This is a genomic window from Ruegeria sp. HKCCD9138 (genome assembly GCF_057220975.1).
This window is the reverse complement of sequence record NZ_JBWVAZ010000006.1, coordinates 120,321-136,219: the sequence shown is the minus strand read 5'-3', so window position 1 is coordinate 136,219 and position 15,899 is coordinate 120,321. Positions and strand designations below refer to the sequence as shown.

The 15,899-nt window shown below is 55.4% G+C and carries 14 protein-coding genes and 1 tRNA gene; 8 read left to right on the top strand and 7 right to left on the bottom strand.

What is annotated here, in order from left to right; genetic code table 11:
- Window positions 1–143 precede the first annotated feature (143 nt).
- Window positions 144–220: transfer RNA gene (locus AC2TEL_RS12520), tRNA-Pro, on the top strand.
- 250 nt (window positions 221–470) lie between these two features.
- Here the strand turns inward: AC2TEL_RS12520 and AC2TEL_RS12515 are convergent.
- The 5 genes from AC2TEL_RS12515 to AC2TEL_RS12495 all read right to left on the bottom strand — a co-directional run bounded on the left by AC2TEL_RS12515 (window position 471) and on the right by AC2TEL_RS12495 (window position 5,584).
- Window positions 471–1,094: a dioxygenase family protein gene (locus AC2TEL_RS12515; protein WP_480841934.1), complete on the bottom strand. Its 624-nt coding sequence runs from the start codon at window positions 1,092–1,094 to the stop codon at window positions 471–473.
- A 373-nt stretch (window positions 1,095–1,467) separates the two neighbouring features.
- Window positions 1,468–2,574: a lyase family protein gene (locus tag AC2TEL_RS12510; RefSeq protein ID WP_480862354.1), complete on the bottom strand. Its 1,107-nt coding sequence runs from the start codon at window positions 2,572–2,574 to the stop codon at window positions 1,468–1,470.
- On the bottom strand, window positions 2,567–4,081 hold the full coding sequence (locus tag AC2TEL_RS12505) for a tripartite tricarboxylate transporter permease (protein ID WP_480904268.1): 1,515 nt from the start codon (window positions 4,079–4,081) through the stop codon (window positions 2,567–2,569). Before AC2TEL_RS12505 ends, AC2TEL_RS12510 begins: the two co-directional genes overlap by 8 nt.
- 6 nt (window positions 4,082–4,087) lie before the next feature.
- Entirely contained in the window at window positions 4,088–4,555 is a 468-nt protein-coding gene (locus tag AC2TEL_RS12500; protein WP_480862352.1) for a tripartite tricarboxylate transporter TctB family protein, read from the bottom strand.
- 69 nt (window positions 4,556–4,624) lie between these two features.
- Entirely contained in the window at window positions 4,625–5,584 is a 960-nt protein-coding gene (locus AC2TEL_RS12495; RefSeq protein WP_480862350.1) for a tripartite tricarboxylate transporter substrate binding protein, read from the bottom strand.
- Here AC2TEL_RS12495 and AC2TEL_RS12490 point away from each other — a divergent pair.
- Window positions 5,544–6,602: a LysR family transcriptional regulator gene (locus AC2TEL_RS12490; RefSeq protein WP_480862348.1), complete on the top strand. Its 1,059-nt coding sequence runs from the start codon at window positions 5,544–5,546 to the stop codon at window positions 6,600–6,602. The genes AC2TEL_RS12495 and AC2TEL_RS12490 overlap by 41 nt on opposite strands.
- 154 nt (window positions 6,603–6,756) lie before the next feature.
- On the opposite strand, the gene cutA is transcribed toward AC2TEL_RS12490, so the two are convergent.
- Together cutA and AC2TEL_RS12480 are read right to left on the bottom strand one after the other, a co-directional pair.
- Window positions 6,757–7,080: a divalent-cation tolerance protein CutA gene (gene cutA, locus AC2TEL_RS12485; RefSeq protein WP_480862346.1), complete on the bottom strand. Its 324-nt coding sequence runs from the start codon at window positions 7,078–7,080 to the stop codon at window positions 6,757–6,759.
- Window positions 7,081–7,274: 194 nt separating this feature from the next.
- A complete protein-coding gene (locus tag AC2TEL_RS12480; protein ID WP_480862344.1) occupies window positions 7,275–7,838 on the bottom strand; it encodes a hypothetical protein in 564 nt (187 codons plus the stop codon).
- A 916-nt stretch (window positions 7,839–8,754) separates the two neighbouring features.
- Here AC2TEL_RS12480 and AC2TEL_RS12475 point away from each other — a divergent pair.
- Genes AC2TEL_RS12475 through AC2TEL_RS12450 form a run of 6 tightly spaced genes read left to right on the top strand, consistent with a single transcriptional unit; the run spans window position 8,755 to window position 15,813 of the window.
- Window positions 8,755–11,049 carry a bifunctional salicylyl-CoA 5-hydroxylase/oxidoreductase gene (locus AC2TEL_RS12475; protein WP_480904265.1) on the top strand — a complete coding sequence of 765 codons (2,295 nt, stop codon included), beginning with the start codon at window positions 8,755–8,757 and terminating at the stop codon, window positions 11,047–11,049.
- Entirely contained in the window at window positions 11,046–11,777 is a 732-nt protein-coding gene (locus tag AC2TEL_RS12470; protein ID WP_480841918.1) for an SDR family NAD(P)-dependent oxidoreductase, read from the top strand. The genes AC2TEL_RS12475 and AC2TEL_RS12470 overlap by 4 nt, the downstream gene beginning before the upstream one ends.
- Window positions 11,774–12,241 (top strand): MarR family winged helix-turn-helix transcriptional regulator, encoded by a 468-nt coding sequence (locus AC2TEL_RS12465; protein ID WP_480904263.1) that lies wholly within the window; start codon window positions 11,774–11,776, stop codon window positions 12,239–12,241. Before AC2TEL_RS12470 ends, AC2TEL_RS12465 begins: the two co-directional genes overlap by 4 nt.
- Window positions 12,231–13,031 carry an enoyl-CoA hydratase family protein gene (locus tag AC2TEL_RS12460; RefSeq protein ID WP_480841914.1) on the top strand — a complete coding sequence of 267 codons (801 nt, stop codon included), beginning with the start codon at window positions 12,231–12,233 and terminating at the stop codon, window positions 13,029–13,031. The genes AC2TEL_RS12465 and AC2TEL_RS12460 overlap by 11 nt, the downstream gene beginning before the upstream one ends.
- Entirely contained in the window at window positions 13,031–14,182 is a 1,152-nt protein-coding gene (locus AC2TEL_RS12455) for an acyl-CoA dehydrogenase family protein (RefSeq protein WP_480841912.1), read from the top strand. The genes AC2TEL_RS12460 and AC2TEL_RS12455 overlap by 1 nt, the downstream gene beginning before the upstream one ends.
- Window positions 14,182–15,813: an AMP-binding protein gene (locus AC2TEL_RS12450; protein WP_480904260.1), complete on the top strand. Its 1,632-nt coding sequence runs from the start codon at window positions 14,182–14,184 to the stop codon at window positions 15,811–15,813. Before AC2TEL_RS12455 ends, AC2TEL_RS12450 begins: the two co-directional genes overlap by 1 nt.
- Window positions 15,814–15,899 lie beyond the last annotated feature (86 nt).

Below are 15,899 nucleotides of genomic sequence, written 5' to 3'. Positions count from 1 at the left end.
AATCGTTCACCAAATGGATACAGTTCAAGTCCATGACATTGAGATAAGTGGCTGCGATAATCACTGCATTAGCCGACTCAAACGCCACTCTCTTTTTCGCTCTTGCACATCCATGTCGCCAAGTATAGATCACCCGCTACGGTCGGAGTGTAGCTCAGCCTGGTAGAGCACTGTCTTCGGGAGGCAGGGGTCGGAGGTTCGAATCCTCTCACTCCGACCAATAAAACAAGGCGCTCAAGGGCGCCTTTGTTGTTTTCAGACATCTATTCGCTACGATATCTGCGACGTTTCGAAAAGTAACTGTGCGAAGTTTGTTCGCAGCCAGTTGGATTCGAGAAAACCGCGCCAGCGAGACTCTTGGGTGTTCCAATTGAGCATTAAGCTGAGCAGCACAGCACTGGTAGCCCCGTGTTTCTTGAAATCTTATGCTGAAATGAAGTATCCGGGATTTTTTTGTTAGAAGCTCGTGTTCAAATGACAATGTCAATAATTGCTTCTGGCCCAGCTTCACCTTTGATGAAATCCATCGAAACCATATCGACTTCAGCGTCTGACATGCGATTGAACAATCCGTCGCGCGCATTGTTTGGATTATTTTTGATATAGAACTGGGTGGTCAGCAACTCGCGCTTACCTTCAAGTACTTTTACATGAATGTGCGGTGCGCGCCCCGGGTAGAGCTCTGGCTTTATCGTGCGAAACACGTATCTTCCGAACTCGTCCGTTATGTCATGACCAAACCCTTGAAATGCGCGATCATATTGGACGTTTCGTCTATCACCTGGATGCAGATACTTGCCGTTCATGTCGCACTGCCAGATCTCGATGCGGTGTCCGGCAAGTGGCCTTCCGTTTCGGTCCGAGAGTTTGCCGCGCAGGATGAAGATTTCGCCGCCAGCCTCCTCAACCAATACATCGATTTTGACAAGGTCATTATCGATATCGGGCATCCGCATGGAAGGATTGGGATAGAAGGGCCCTTCTGCGGCTGCAGGAGTTAGGACGGTAACAGCGCTGCCCGCAAGGGCGCTACTTCCAACCAGGCCCGCAACTCCAGCAAGCAAACTGCGGCGAGACTTCCTTAGGGTCGACATTTTTTTCTCCACACTGGGTCAAGCGAGACCTTTGCACCCAACTGCTCTATCCAATGCGCTAGACTTAGCCCAATGTGTATCGGTCTCAATGCCTGCCTTGAACCAAAACTTTTCTGTCCGCTTTGCGGTAGTGTTCGCATAGGGCCCAATGTCTCCGTTCGACCGTACAGATCAGTCGTTATCCGGAAACAGCGGAAATGATCGAACCGGTATCCCTTGGCGACTGTCGGCAAATCGCCTGATGCGAAAATGTAACCGCACTTGTGGCTCTTTGAATGAACTCCGAAAAAGGCGATGCCGCAGTTTTCCAAGTGAAAAAGTGCGGGGCGTCTGGTAGCCTACCTTGAAGCCGAACTCAGGTACCGCAATCACATCAGTGACGTATATTTTTGTCATCCGGAACTTTGTTCCCAATGGATCTCTTTAAAGCCTCTTCATCGATGACCAACGATTTGAACATCTGAATTGACCAGTGCAAGGCACCCGAGGTCAGAAGAAAAGTCTCTGGCACTACAATCCACTCACAAATCCAAACACCCCCAGACCGTTCGTGCTCATGCATCGTCAATTCACCAATTTGTTCGGCGCGCTGGCGCCCCAAGCGGGCAACGGCCTCGCCGAATTCCGACGCCCGCTGATTTCGTTTGTGGGCCATGGCCGAGGACACTCCCCTGCCGGTTTCATGCGCCTCGGAGAATTCGCCGATGTCGGACGATGACAGCTGATTGATGTTGTGTGCGATTTTGCAAAGTGTCCCACATAGGGCACCGAGGGCTGCGACAATGTCAACCACACCGTCGCGGGCATTTTGCCAATGCGGCTCGACAATATTCAGTCCAAGCGAAACCGCAACGCCCTGTTTTACCTGCTGGCCGGTTCCGTTTTCATATTCGCGCAGGTCTCCGACCGGTCCGCCAATCTGAACGTTTAGGCCCCTTTTTGCCGCGTCTTCCAAAGCTTGTGACCGACGGTCCAGTTCAGATCGCCAGACTTTTAGTTTCGTCGCTAGGTGCATGGGAACGGCATGTTGTCCGTTGGTGCGGCCCATCATCATTGTGTTCGGATGGCAGGAAATATGTTGGTCGATGGCAGCAATTACGACGCTAAGGGACGCGTGGATATGCTCAAGCCCCAACTTCATTTGAAGAACCATTGCGGTGTCCATGACATCCTGCGTGGTCGCGCGAAAATGGACATGATCCGCGTGGTCCGGAACGAGCTTGCGAAGCTGTTTTGTCAAACCAACGATAGGGCGACCCACGAGATTCATCTCGTTCTGCAATTCGAAGCGGTTCAAGTCGCAAACGGACAAAGCCTTGATCGCCACAGCCGCTTCGGCCGGGATCAGGCCGGCGATTGCCTGATGCTCGGCAAGCGTCTGTTCGACTTTGAGCCACGCAGAAATTGTTGCCTGCTCGGACCAGATCGAACGCATGTCTGCGCTGGAAAAGCAATCCCGGTAGATACCATAGTCAAGCATCTTCCAACCCTCCGCGCGCGATACGGCGTTCTTTGACGATGCCTCGGATTCGGAACGCCATAGCTGCAAAGCCGACGATGATGAATGCAAGGGCAATTGGACGTTCCACAAAGATCATCGCTCCACCTTCGGACATCAGCAGGGATTGGCGGAAGGTTTCTTCGGCGCCTTTGGCAAGAACGAAGGAGATCACGAAGGCTGCGACGTTGAAGTCGTATTTCCGCATCAGCCAACCGGCAAACCCTGCAAATGTCATTACTGTCACATCGAACATCGACCCGCGCGCGGAATAGGCTGCGACGAAGGCGGTCAGGAAGATCAGCGGATACAGAACGTTGGTCGGGATCTTCAAGATCAGGCGCGCGACCTGTGTGGCGCCGAAGTAACCGATCAGGCCGTAGGCAAGGATGCCCAGCATGCCACAGGCGAAGAGTTTGTAGACCAGCTCTTTATCCGTCAGGAACAGGGTCGGACCAACCTGAATGCCATGGATCAGGAAAACGCCCAGCAGGATCGCCCCGATGGTCGAACCTGGAATGCCCAGAGTCAGCAACGGCGCCATCGACGGGCCGGAGACAGCGTTGTTGGCAGCCTCGGGCGCGGCGACGCCTTCCAATGCGCCTTTGCCCCACATCTCGGGGTATTTGGCGCGGCGCTTGCCTTCACCGTACGAGATGAACGCCGCGATGGCCGATCCCAGCCCGGGCAGCACGCCGATACCCGCACCGATGAATCCACCGCGGACCGCGTGCGGCAGGCAGGGTTTGTATTCTTCCCAGGTCAGCGTATTGCCGTCTTTGGTGCTTTCATTTTCTTCGGTCTCTCCGGTCGCTTTGCGCCGCGATTCCAGCTGGGCGAATACCTCGCCAAGAACGAACACGCCGATCATCAGTGGCACCAGACCTATGCCGTTGGACAATTCGAATGAACCGAAAGTGTAGCGCTCTTCGCTGGAGATCGGGTCGAGGCCGATCATAGCGATCAGAATCCCCATCAGCGCGGACGCCAGACCTTTGACGATGGAATTTCCGATGACCGATCCGATGACGACGAAGGCAGCGAAGTAGATGGCAAAGGTTTCGGGCGGTCCTAATTTGAGGGCGATGGCCGCGATGAAACCAACGCCGATGACCAAAAGGATATCGCCCATCAGGTCACCTATGATGGATGAGATGGTCGCCACTTTCATTGCCTTTCCGGCCTTGCCAGCTCGCGCAAGAGGGTAGCCGTCGATCTGTGTCGCCGCACTTGCCGCCGTGCCCGGGGTGTTGAACAGAATGGCCGCGATTGAACCGCCATAACGTCCGGATTTTCCGATCACATAGAGGAAAGCGAGCGCAAAAATTGGCGACATGTAAAAGGTGATGGGCAACAGCATCGCAATCGCTGCCGAGGCCGTCAGACCGGGTGTTGCGCCGACAACCATACCCACGACTGCAGCCAGGACGATTGCAAAGAGCAGCGTGGGGTCGGTGATCACCGAAAGAAGGGCGGGAAATATTTCCATGATGTTTTACCCCTGAATCCAGCTAAGCAGATCGAAGACCTCGCCATAGGGCGGGAACACGCCAAGAAGGACAAAAAAGATGAGGTGGAAAACCAGCGGGCAGAGGACAACTGACAAGCTCAGCCCGATCCAGTTGCGCACTCCGAAGAAGTATAGGGCGATCGGCGCAACAATAGCCGTCGGCAGCAGGTAGCCAAACCAGCGGAAGGACTGCTGATAGATCAGGGCGATGATGAACAGGCCGATGATCTGCAGTGTTGCTCCGTCATCCTGCTCATGGCCAGTAGACCCTGCGGTTTGACGGGCGGCTCCTGCAAGCATCAGGCCCGACAGGAACAGCAGGGCGATCGACGCAGAGAACGGCACGATCCCGGCCCAGGTATCCCCCGGAGACGCAGCTGGCACCTGCCACGCACCCCAAATGGCAACAATCGAAATAAGAGCAAGAACCAAACCTTCTGCATAGGAACGCATGACTTTCCTCGCGAGCTTCTGTGGGTGGAAAAAGGCCGGTGGGTCACGACCCGCCCGGCCCCGAGGACATTAGTTGGTCAGACTTTGGACCAAGGGAGTGGCGTCCTCTTTCATGGCGGAGAGCGTCGTTTTGGCATCTGCACCATTCTGATAGACCGGCCCGGTCCCGCGTGAGGCGAGAAGCTCGGCAAACTCGGGCTTGGCGGCGATCTGCTCCAGCGCGGTTTCCATCGCCGCAATCACCTCGGTCGGCGTATCCTTTGGGGCAAACACGATAACCGGCGAAGAAACGGCGGCAAATGGAATGCCCAACTCGCCGAACGAAGGGACATCTGTCATGATACCGTCGCGGTCCTGACTGTTGACGGCCAGTGCGCGCAATTGCTCTTCGAATCCCGCAAGCTGCTGAACGCCGAGGAAGCCAAAATCAGCCTGCTCACCGATCAGAGCGGCACGGGTTGGCCCACCCCCCTTGAAGGGAACATCCTGTGCCTCGATCCCGTTGCTGGCCAAGAAGCCCATGCCGCCCACGTGATGGAAACCACCGCGACCCGAATGTGCCCACCGCAGTTTACCGGGGTTCGCCTTTGCCGCGTCGATCACATCCTGAACAGTCTGGAACGGGCTGCTTACCGGAACCATTAACGACGTTTGCAATTGCCCGACCTGAGCAACGAAATCAAAGCTTTCCAGTGCATCGATGTCTGTGTCACGCGTCATGGTTGACAAGAGAAACGACCCGCCGGATGTCATCATCATCGTGTAGCCATCGGGGCGCGCACCAACGACAGCATTGGCGCCGTTCAGCCCTCCCGATCCGGGTTTGTTAACAACGACCACCGGCACATCCAGCACGCCCTCAGCAGCTGCCGAAATGGCGCGGGCGTAGGCGTCAGTGCCTCCGCCGGCTTTGTATGGAACAACCAGATTGATCGGGCGTTTCGGCCAGTCCGCCGCAAGGCTTGTTGTGGCCGCTGCGGTGACTGCGATGGCAGCGATTGCGGCACCAAGTAGAGTTCTGCGTTTCATAAATTACCTCCCAATTTCACTTGGGTTCAATCTACGTCAATTCTTCAATTGTAAAAAATGCAAAGGTGTTATCTACTCTTGCAAAATTAGAAAGCAACGGAAAATGAACATAAAAGCCCTCCGTGCGTTTCGCGCCACGTTATCCGAAGGCTCGCTGGTCGCCGCATCGGAAATACTTCACCTCAGCCAACCCGCAGTCAGCCGTTTGATTTCGGGGCTTGAGGCGGAACTCAAGCTGACACTCTTTGATCGCAGTGGGCGCAACCTGACACCAACGCCCGAGGGATTGGCATTTTATAAAGAGGCAGGCAGGATTCTCGACAATCTTGATGAAGTTCCCCGTATTGCCGCAGAAATCAAGGCTGGTCGGACGGAAACGCTCCGTATCGTGACCATGCCCAGGATTGCGCAATCCCTGTCTGCCCCGGCCGTGGCGCGGTTCATGAAGGATAACCCTGACACCAATATCAGTCTCGATGTCCGCGCGAGGCGAGAAGCAGGAAAGTGGTTGGCCGGCAGGGAGTATGATATCGGAATTGGTGCGTTGCCGGTCGATCATCCCGGCATTGTCACCAAACCTTTGTTGAGGGTAAGGGCACAAGCCGTTTTACCTTCGGATCACCCACTTTCATCCAGACCGCAGCTTACAGCCGGTGAATTGGCACAGGAAACCGTCATTCGCCTTATGCACGGGCTATTGTTGCGCGACCAACTGGATGACATCTTCCGTTCAGCAGGTGTGACACCGAGGCAAACTTGCGAAGTCGCCGCATCTCAGCTTGCCTGCTCGCTGGTGGCTGAAGGCGCCGGTGTGACAATTGCAGATGAATTGGTCGCCGCTCAGTCAAAGCCAACTAAGCTTACCCTCGTTCCGGTGACACCTGAACGCTGGATGACGTTTGGCCTTCTCTACCCCGTTTCCGATTCAAAACCTCACTCTTTGACTATGTTTGAGAGTGCATTGCTTGATGTTGCGGAAACTTTGGCACAGCGAAGTCCAACGCTGGATCTTGTGTAATAACGGATTCTTGAATCTGCGATTTTTTGTGTCACGGCTCCGTCAGGTCTTGAATTTTGGAGTGTATACGGTCGCGAGTCGCTGTAGCGCTAAATATGTCTGCTCCGCAGTTCCACATTCGCACTTGGCGCTTTGTTGTCTTCGATTTCCAAGGCTAATTCTTGCTAGTGCGGGTGCTTTCGACCATCCATGAGAGGTACTCCTCGTTGACCTGTGCCACCTCAATCGCGAGGATACTGGGCGCATCGTATGGATGAATGTTTCGGACCGCGTCGGCGACATCCTCAAAAAGGTCTTTTCGGGTTTTTAGCAAGAGAGGGATCTCCCGAGCTGTTTCAATGTTTCCTTTCCACACATAGCGGCTGGTGATTGCCGCATATCGATTAGCCGCAGAAATCAGACGTTGCTCAAGAAGTCGATCGGCAATTTCATCGGCAATTTTCTCCGAAGGACAGTTGACCCAGATTTTCAACACCATCTCAGACCGTTCCACAGACAACAATTCCTAGACTGTTTTTTTAACCCTTCTGCACCCATCTTTGGAAGTTCAGACAGGTCACCTGGTAGCATAGATCATGGGTTACTTGGCGCAGAAGGCTTCGGACCATTTCACAGCGCATAACCCTTGGCGGAGACGTGCGATGCCGGAAGCGGCAGAAGGCCACCAGTCAGCTATTTTTCAGCCTCGAACTTCGGTGGAACCATGTCGACCTTGGTCAAGGTTGTGTTGATCGATCCGGCCCGATCGTTTTCCAGGTTAAAGCTTGTGAACAAGGCTGTGTCATCGTCCACAGTGTGTAATTTGCCATTTGCTGCGCCACCAACCACGTTTAGCGCTCCTGCGGTCTGGAATGAGAACCCGCCGGCGCCGTCAGGAACGAATAGCAAATGTTGAAATTCACTCAGGTGCTCTTCCGGGCTGATCCACCGAACCCTTGCCACCAGTACCCCATTTTTTACCTCCAGAAATTCGACATAAAAATCAGCACCTGAAAATGACTCAACGACCCCGTCGGTGGTTACCGCGACATAAGAGTATCCACTTTCGGTTACCCAAATCGTATCTACCAAGTCCTCTGTCGCAGGAAGTTCGTCGGCCTGCAAGCTGCCACTCAGGATAGAAAGCAAGCCGAGCGAACACAGAGTATTCAACGCGGTCCGTCGAAAGAAGATTGGTGCCGTCGAAACCTTTCGAGCAGGCCGGGGACGGAGTAGAGGGGGGGTGCGCGCGTTCATCATAAAGCTCCAAACTGAGATATGAAAAAATGAACAGTCGTCTCAACCAAACCTACTGCCCGCCGGTAAATCGCGCAACCCGGCGAGTCCAGCACAGACCAAGCCGCCCTTCATCTGAGATCGAAGATATTTCGGAGTAGCTGATCAAACCTGACATTCGCCGCAACTGTCCAGCCTTTGCTTTGGCAGCCGCACCCTAATGGTCCACGGATCTGAGGAAGTTGATGGCTCATGCTCCAACCGGCGTCACGATGCGCTATCTCACAGTTTTCTTCAGCCGAAAAATTTGACTGAAAGGTTTTCGTGCGGCCAAGTTTAATGAGATAATGGATATTAAATATATATTTCAAAAAGACGTCCAGCTTCAATGCAATAGACCTGCAGCTCGGATTTTGCTTCTGCGTTGCTTTTTGAGTTGGAGTTTTACTAACAGCAAATTCAGTATTCGGGAGACCGAAGCGAATTCCGAGTTATACGTTGTGAAAAACATTCAATAGAAAGTGCGCCGCGGTGAGAGCTTCTATGCTTTCGGCATTGGAGAGCTCGACGCCAGATTCGTCGGCGAGTTCTGGCGCGACAATTAAACCAGAATGGCACTTAGTGACAATATCGCCTCAAATTTGTTCCGATACTGGTTGAGCGATTTGTGACCTGTTCGGCAGTTTTTGCCGTGAGACTTGTGCTAGCCAACGGCTCGATACTCCGAATGGAATGTGCTTGCGTGCGTTACCCCCAAATCATGCCGACAGTTTTTCTCTCCGGGCGCCAGTGACCGATGTGATAGTAGGTCTTCTTGATGAAGAGATGGCACCGCTGATCGAGGTCGGAAACTTTAAGCACAAAATATTTTAACTTGAAGCGTTAATCGACTCGGTCTACCGTTCCTGTCAGCGACACTGATAGGAGAACGCCAGCAATGCGCATTGCATGTCTCGGTGGTGGCCCGGCCGGTCTCTATTTTGGGATTTCGATGAAGCTTCGCGATCCTGAGGCAGAGGTCGTTGTGTTCGAGCGCAACCGCGCTGATGACACGTTTGGCTGGGGTGTGGTCCTGTCGGACGAAACGCTGGGCAACCTTCGGCGGAACGATCCCGTCAGCGCTGAAACCATCCGCAACAACTTTGCGTATTGGGATGATGTGGCGCTTGTCCACAAAGGTCGGCGAACCGTATCGAGCGGACATGGATTCTGTGGCATCGGACGCAGGAAGTTGCTGTTGATCCTGCAGGAGCGGGCGCGTCAGTTGGGCGTGGACATGCGTTTTGAGACCGAAGTCGAGGCGACTTCAGTGTACATGGATGACTTCGATGTTGTTATCGGTGCCGATGGCCTGAATTCGAAGACGCGGATGGAATTTGCCGACGTCTTCAAGCCCGATATCGATCAACGTTTGTGCCAGTTCGTGTGGCTGGGAACGCATCAGAAATTTGATGATGCGTTTACCTTTATCTTTGAAAACACAGACAAGGGTTGGGTTTGGGCGCATGCCTATCAGTTCGATCCGGACACGGCGACCTTCATCGTGGAGTGCACGCAAGAGACTTTTGACGCCTATGGCTTTGGCGACATGAGCCAGCAGGAGTCGATTGCCGTTTGCGAGGAGATTTTTAAGGAACATCTGGGTGGTCACAATCTGATGACCAATGCCAACCACATTCGCGGCTCTGCTTGGCTCAGGTTCCCGCGGGTGTTGTGTGAAAAGTGGAGCCACAAGAACGTGGTTCTTCTCGGCGATGCGGCGGCGACCGCGCATTTTTCAATCGGCTCAGGCAGCAAGCTTGCGATGGAAAGTGCCATTGCATTGGCCGAATATATTGTTGGGGAGGACACGCTCGAAGCGGCGTTTTCCCGGTACGAGGATGAACGCCGTCTGGAGGTTCTGCGCTTGCAATCGGCGGCCCGGAATTCTTTGGAGTGGTTCGAGGATGTAGAGCGTTACCTCGATCTCGATCCGGTTCAATTGAACTACTCAATGTTGACTCGGTCGCAGCGGATCAGCCACGAAAATTTACGCGAACGGGATGCCAACTGGCTGGGAAGCGCCGAGGCCTGGTTTATGGAACAGGCAGGAGAACGTGTGAACGGTCCTGCCCGCGCACCGATGTTCGCACCGTTCCACCTGCGAGACATGCGGCTGAAGAACCGGATCGTTGTTTCACCCATGGCGCAATACAAGGCGGTCGATGGCTGTCCGACCGACTGGCATCTGATCCACTATGGCGAACGAGCCAAAGGTGGTGCCGGCCTGATCTATACTGAAATGACCTGTGTCTCGGCGGACGGGCGAATTACGCCGGGTTGTCCTGGGCTTTACGCTCCGGATCATGAAGCCGCGTGGCAACGGCTGACGACGTTTGTGCATTCGGAAACGGATGCAAAAATCTGTTGTCAGATTGGTCATGCGGGTCGCAAGGGATCAACCCGGGTTGGCTGGGAAGGGATGGACGAGCCATTGATCTCGGGCAATTGGCCGTTGTTGTCGGCCTCCGCGATCCCATGGACGGACAAAAACGCTGTGCCCAAGGCCATGGACCGCAGTGATATGGATGCCGTGACAGCCGAGTTTGCAGCAGCGGCTGAAATGGCCGATCGCGCAGGATTTGACATGATCGAGCTGCACGCGGCCCACGGCTATCTGATCTCGTCCTTCATCTCGCCGCTTTCGAACCGGCGCGATGACGAATACGGAGGCAGCCTGGAAAACCGTATGCGCTATCCTTTGGAAGTTTTTGCCGCAATGCGTGCCGTCTGGCCCAAGGAAAAACCGATGTCCGTGCGCATTTCGGCCAGCGATTGGGCTGGAGATGAAGGAGTGACCGCAGAAGACGCCGTCGAAATTGCGACGATGTTCGAGGCTGCCGGTGCGGACATCATTGATGTTTCAGCGGGTCAAACGTCGACGCTGGCCAAACCTGTTTATGGCCGCATGTTCCAGACGCCCTTCTCGGACCGCATCCGCAATGAGCGCGGCATCAAAACGATGGCAGTCGGCAATATCTACGAGCCGGACCACGTGAATTCGATCCTTATGGCGGGTCGAGCGGATCTGGTTTGTCTGGCACGCCCACATCTGAGTGATCCCTATTGGACATTGCATGCGGCCACGGCGCTTGGCGATCGGCAGGAAGCGTGGCCCAAACCCTACGAAGCTGGTCGTGATCAGGCCTGGCGCCTTGCGGATCGCGAAGCAGAAATGGTGGGCAAGGTATGAGCCATGTTGTGATCTCTGGCGGGGGAACCGGTGTTGGGGCAGACATCGCGCAAAGCTTTGACAAGAACGGATCGGCCGTCACGATACTGGGTCGGACCGAGGCAACGCTAAGGACCCAGTCATTACCCTACGAGGTCTGCGACGTGACGGATGCGGGGCAGGTGAAATCTGCGTTTGAAACGGCGCGCGCGGACCGGGGACCTATCACCGCCGTGATCGCAAATGCAGGGGCAGCAACGACGACTCCGTTTCATAAAATGACGTCGGACGACCTGCGCGTGATGATTGAGGTCAACCTGATTGGTGTCTTCAATGTTTGGCAGGCCGCGCTGCCGGACATGCTGGATGCGGGCAACGGGCGGCTGGTTGCTGTCGCATCGACGGCAGGATTGAAGGGCTACCAATACGTATCCGGCTATTGCGCCGCAAAACATGGGGTGGTTGGACTTACCCGATCACTTGCAATTGAGTTGGCCAAAACAGGTGTGACGGTCAATGCCGTCTGCCCGGGATTCATAGAAACGCCCATGCTGGAACGTTCGATCAATACTATTGTCGAGAAAACGGGAATGAACCCGGATCAGGCAGCAGCAACGCTGCATCAGGGCAACCCTCAGCGTCGCTTTATTCAACCGGGCGAAGTGACAAGTGCTGTGATGTGGTTGTGCTCAGATGCCGCAAAATCCGTAAACGGGCACACGCTCAGCATTTCAGGAGGCGAGATATGAGCCAGAATCTTGCTCAGATGCCGCTGGAGGATGCTTCGAAGGAAAGGCTGCGCTTGTGGCTGCGGTTGCTCAAGACCACGCGGTTCATCGAGGCGACGTTGCGCGAGAATTTTCGCGATCAGTTCAAAACGACCCTGCCCAGATTTGATGTCATGGCGGCATTATCCCGCTTTGAAGACGGATTGAAGATGAGTGAAATCTCGGGTGTGTTGCGGGTATCGAATGGCAATGTCACCGGGATCGTGGATCGCCTTGCGGATGACGGACTACTGGTTCGGATGGCCGTGCCGGGCGACAGGCGCGCGCATCGCGTCTTGTTGACCCAAAAAGGACGCGAGGAATTCGCGCGTCAGGCAGCAGCCCATGAGGCGTGGATCAACGAGTTGTTGGGTCATTTCTCTGCGGAAGAAGCCCGCGCGATTACCACAGAATTCAGCTTGCCAGAGGTTTCCGATGCGAAGTGACGTCAAACATTTCCGGTGCGAGATCAGCGACCGCGTGGCAACCGTCAGGCTGGACCGGCCGGATCGCAAGAACCCTCTGACCTTCGACAGTTACGCAGAGCTTCGCGACTGGTTTCGGGATCTGGTCTATGCAGATGACGTAGACGCTGTGGTGTTTGCCTCAAACGGTGGAAATTTCAGTTCGGGCGGGGACGTGCACGATATTATCGGCCCTTTGACGCGCATGAATATGAAAGACCTATTGGCGTTCACGCGAATGACCGGGGATCTGGTCAAGGCGATCGTGAACTGCGGTAAACCGGTTATTGCGGCAGTGGATGGTGTCTGCGTCGGGGCAGGGGCGATCATCGCAATGGCCTCGGACCTGCGCATCGCGACGCCCGAGGCCAAATGTGCGTTCCTCTTTACCCGCGTCGGGCTTGCAGGGTGCGATATGGGAGCCTGCGCCATCCTGCCTCGTATCATCGGACAGGGGCGCGCGGCCGAGCTGCTTTACACCGGCAGATCCATGAGTGCGGAAGAGGGTTCCGCCTGGGGATTTTATAACCTGGTGGTCGAAGCCATTCAGTTGGATGCCGAGGCGCAAAAAATGGCGCGCCGCATCGCTGCGGGTCCAAATTTCGCGCACATGATGACCAAAACCATGCTTGCGCAGGAATGGTCCATGTCGATCGAACAGGCGATCGAGGCCGAGGCGCAGGCACAGGCCATCTGCATGCAGACCGGCGACTTTGAACGGGCCTACAACGCCTTCGTCGCCAAAGAAAAGCCGGTGTTCGAGGGCGACTGATGGCGGATCAAATCTTTCTTTCGTGGCCATTTTTTGAAGACCGTCACCGTGACTGGGCCAGACGGGTCGAAGAGGTGGCGCAGGGGATCGCGATTGATCACTCGGACACCGACGCGGCGTGCCGTGTGCTGGTTAAGGAACTGGGCGCCGCAGGTATCTTGCAACCAACAGCAAACGAATCCGGTGCTTTGGATGTGCGCACGCTGTGCCTGTCTCGCGAGATTTTGGCGCGCCATGATGGGTTGGCCGATTTCTCATTTGCGATGCAGGGATTGGGCACAGGTGCGCTTTCCCTGTTTGGATCAGAGGCGCAAAAATCCGCATGGTTACCTCTCACGCGAAGCGGTGAGGCGATTTCGGCATTTGCCCTGACCGAGCCCCAATCGGGGTCGGATGTGGCAAACTCGACCATGACAGCGACCCGCGATGGCGACCAGTTTGTCCTGAGTGGCGAAAAGACCTGGATTTCAAACGGCGGTATTGCCGATGTCTACACACTCTTTGCCCGCACCGGCGAAGCACCTGGCGCAAAGGGGCTTTCGGCGTTTGTAGTGACACCTGATCTGCCGGGTTTCGAAGTGGCCGAGCGGCTCGATACCATTGCGCCTCATCCACTTGCGACGCTGCGCTTTGATGAAGTCCGCGTACCGGCATCGGCCATGATTGGGGCGCCCGGGGCTGGGTTCAAGATTGCCATGTCGGTGTTGGACGTATTCCGCTCCACGGTCGCGGCTGCCGCCCTCGGCTTTGCGCGTCGCGCAATGGATGAGGCCTTGTCGCGTGTTGCTGATCGGCACGTCCAGGGCGCGCCGTTGTTCGATCTGCAAATGGTGCAGGGCCACATCGCCGAAATGGCGCTGGATATCGATGCAAGTGCCTTGCTGGTTTACCGCGCAGCATGGACGAAGGACAGTGGTGCAGCCCGCGTTTCGCGAGAGGCGGCCATGGCCAAACTGTTTTCGACCGATCAGGCGCAAAAGGTCATCGACAAAGCGGTTCAGCTTTTTGGAGGTGACGGGGTTCGGTCCGGAACCGCCGTCGAAACGCTCTATCGCGAAATCCGAGCCCTTCGCATCTACGAGGGCGCGTCGGATGTGCAAAAGGTCATCATCGCCCGACAGGCCATGATGGCCCATCAGGGAGGTTTGTAGTGCTTAGCCAGTCAGCTCATACCGATACGTTTGCGCGCGATAGTCTGCCCCCGGTCGACCAATGGCCCGATTTCCTGCTTGAAGGGTTCGAGTATCCGGAACTTCTTAACGCTGGATATGAGCTGACGGATGCAATGGTCGGGAAAGGGTTTGGCGACAACACCGCACTGATCGGCAACGGACGGCAACGGACCTACAAAGAACTTACCGATTGGACCAACCGTCTGGCCCATGTGCTGGTCGAAGATCTTGGGGTCAAACCCGGCAATCGCGTGCTGATCCGGTCCGCCAATAACCCGGCCATGGTTGCGTGCTGGCTGGCGGCGACAAAGGTTGGTGCGGTTGTGGTCAATACCATGCCGATGCTGCGCGCGGGTGAGTTGACCAAGTATGTCGACAAGGCCGAAATCCAGTTTGCCCTCTGCGATACGCGCTTGATGGAAGAAATGGACCTTTGCGCCAAGGACAGTCGATTTCTGACCAGAGTGATCAGTTTTGACGGTACTTCCAATCACGAGGCCGAGCTTGATCGACTGGCGCTTGAAAAACCGGTGAAATTCGATTGCGTCCAGACCGGACGCGATGATGTGGCTCTGTTGGGGTTCACCTCGGGCTCGACCGGTGAACCCAAGGCAACGATGCATTTTCACCGTGACCTGTTGATCATCGCCGACGGCTACGCGCGCGAAGTTCTGGGGGTGACGCCGGAGGATGTCTTCGTGGGATCTCCACCCCTTGCCTTCACCTTTGGTCTTGGCGGGCTTGCCGTGTTTCCCTTGCGATTTGGCGCGACTGCAACATTGCTGGAACAGGCATCGCCTCCGGGCATGATCGAGATCATCGAGAAGTATAAGGCGACGGTCTGCTTTACGGCGCCGACTGCCTATCGCGTGATGCTGCAGGCAATGGACGAGGGCGCTGATCTGTCCAGCCTGCGCGCCGCGGTTTCGGCCGGGGAAACCTTGCCCAAGCCCATCTACGACGATTGGATCGAGCGGACCGGCAAACCGATGCTTGACGGTATCGGTGCGACCGAGCTGCTTCATATCTTCATATCGAACAGGTTCGATGATCATCGGCCCGCCTGCACCGGAAAACCTGTCGCAGGCTACGAGGCGAAAGTATTGCGAGACGATGGATCCGAGGCCGAGATAAATGAGGTTGGCAGGCTGGTCGTGCGGGGTCCCACCGGTTGTCGTTACCTGAACGACGAACGTCAGGCGGATTATGTGACGGATGGATGGAATATTACCGGCGACAGTTTTTTCAAAGATGCCGATGGTCGCTTCCATTTTGCGGCCCGCAATGACGATATGATCCTTTCGTCGGGATACAACATCGCCGGGCCGGAGGTCGAAGCGGCCCTTTTATCGCACGAGGCCGTCGCTGAATGTGCTGTAATCGGAGCACCGGATGAGAAGCGGGGTAACATCGTCGAAGCGCATGTGGTTCTGACTGAAAATGCCGAAGCGTCGGACGAGACAGTCAAGGCCCTTCAGGATCACGTCAAATCCGTCATTGCGCCTTACAAGTATCCCCGTTCAGTTCGCTTCTGCCAGACCCTTCCCAAAACACCGACCGGAAAAGTGCAACGATTCAAGCTGAGGACCTCTTCCGGAGGTGCGCGGTGATGTGCCTGAGATTTCGTCCGAGAATGGGTCTCGAACGGGTGTGCAGAACGCCCGAGTCTTGTATGAAATAGAAAAGACCAACAAGG

Excerpts from the sequence above, each read along its gene's own strand:
- AC2TEL_RS12490 (WP_480862348.1), top strand. The coding sequence starts at position 5,544 with ATGGCAGCGATTGCGGCACCAAGTAGAGTTCTGCGTTTCATAAATTAC.
- AC2TEL_RS12480 (WP_480862344.1), bottom strand. The coding sequence starts at position 7,838 with ATGAACGCGCGCACCCCCCCTCTACTCCGTCCCCGGCCTGCTCGAAAG.
- AC2TEL_RS12500 (WP_480862352.1), bottom strand. The coding sequence starts at position 4,555 with ATGCGTTCCTATGCAGAAGGTTTGGTTCTTGCTCTTATTTCGATTGTT.
- AC2TEL_RS12515 (WP_480841934.1), bottom strand. The coding sequence starts at position 1,094 with ATGTCGACCCTAAGGAAGTCTCGCCGCAGTTTGCTTGCTGGAGTTGCG.
- AC2TEL_RS12505 (WP_480904268.1), bottom strand. The coding sequence starts at position 4,081 with ATGGAAATATTTCCCGCCCTTCTTTCGGTGATCACCGACCCCACGCTG.
- AC2TEL_RS12510 (WP_480862354.1), bottom strand. The coding sequence starts at position 2,574 with ATGCTTGACTATGGTATCTACCGGGATTGCTTTTCCAGCGCAGACATG.
- AC2TEL_RS12465 (WP_480904263.1), top strand. The coding sequence starts at position 11,774 with ATGAGCCAGAATCTTGCTCAGATGCCGCTGGAGGATGCTTCGAAGGAA.
- AC2TEL_RS12495 (WP_480862350.1), bottom strand. The coding sequence starts at position 5,584 with ATGAAACGCAGAACTCTACTTGGTGCCGCAATCGCTGCCATCGCAGTC.
- AC2TEL_RS12475 (WP_480904265.1), top strand. The coding sequence starts at position 8,755 with ATGCGCATTGCATGTCTCGGTGGTGGCCCGGCCGGTCTCTATTTTGGG.
- AC2TEL_RS12470 (WP_480841918.1), top strand. The coding sequence starts at position 11,046 with ATGAGCCATGTTGTGATCTCTGGCGGGGGAACCGGTGTTGGGGCAGAC.
- cutA (WP_480862346.1), bottom strand. The coding sequence starts at position 7,080 with ATGGTGTTGAAAATCTGGGTCAACTGTCCTTCGGAGAAAATTGCCGAT.
- AC2TEL_RS12455 (WP_480841912.1), top strand. The coding sequence starts at position 13,031 with ATGGCGGATCAAATCTTTCTTTCGTGGCCATTTTTTGAAGACCGTCAC.
- AC2TEL_RS12460 (WP_480841914.1), top strand. The coding sequence starts at position 12,231 with ATGCGAAGTGACGTCAAACATTTCCGGTGCGAGATCAGCGACCGCGTG.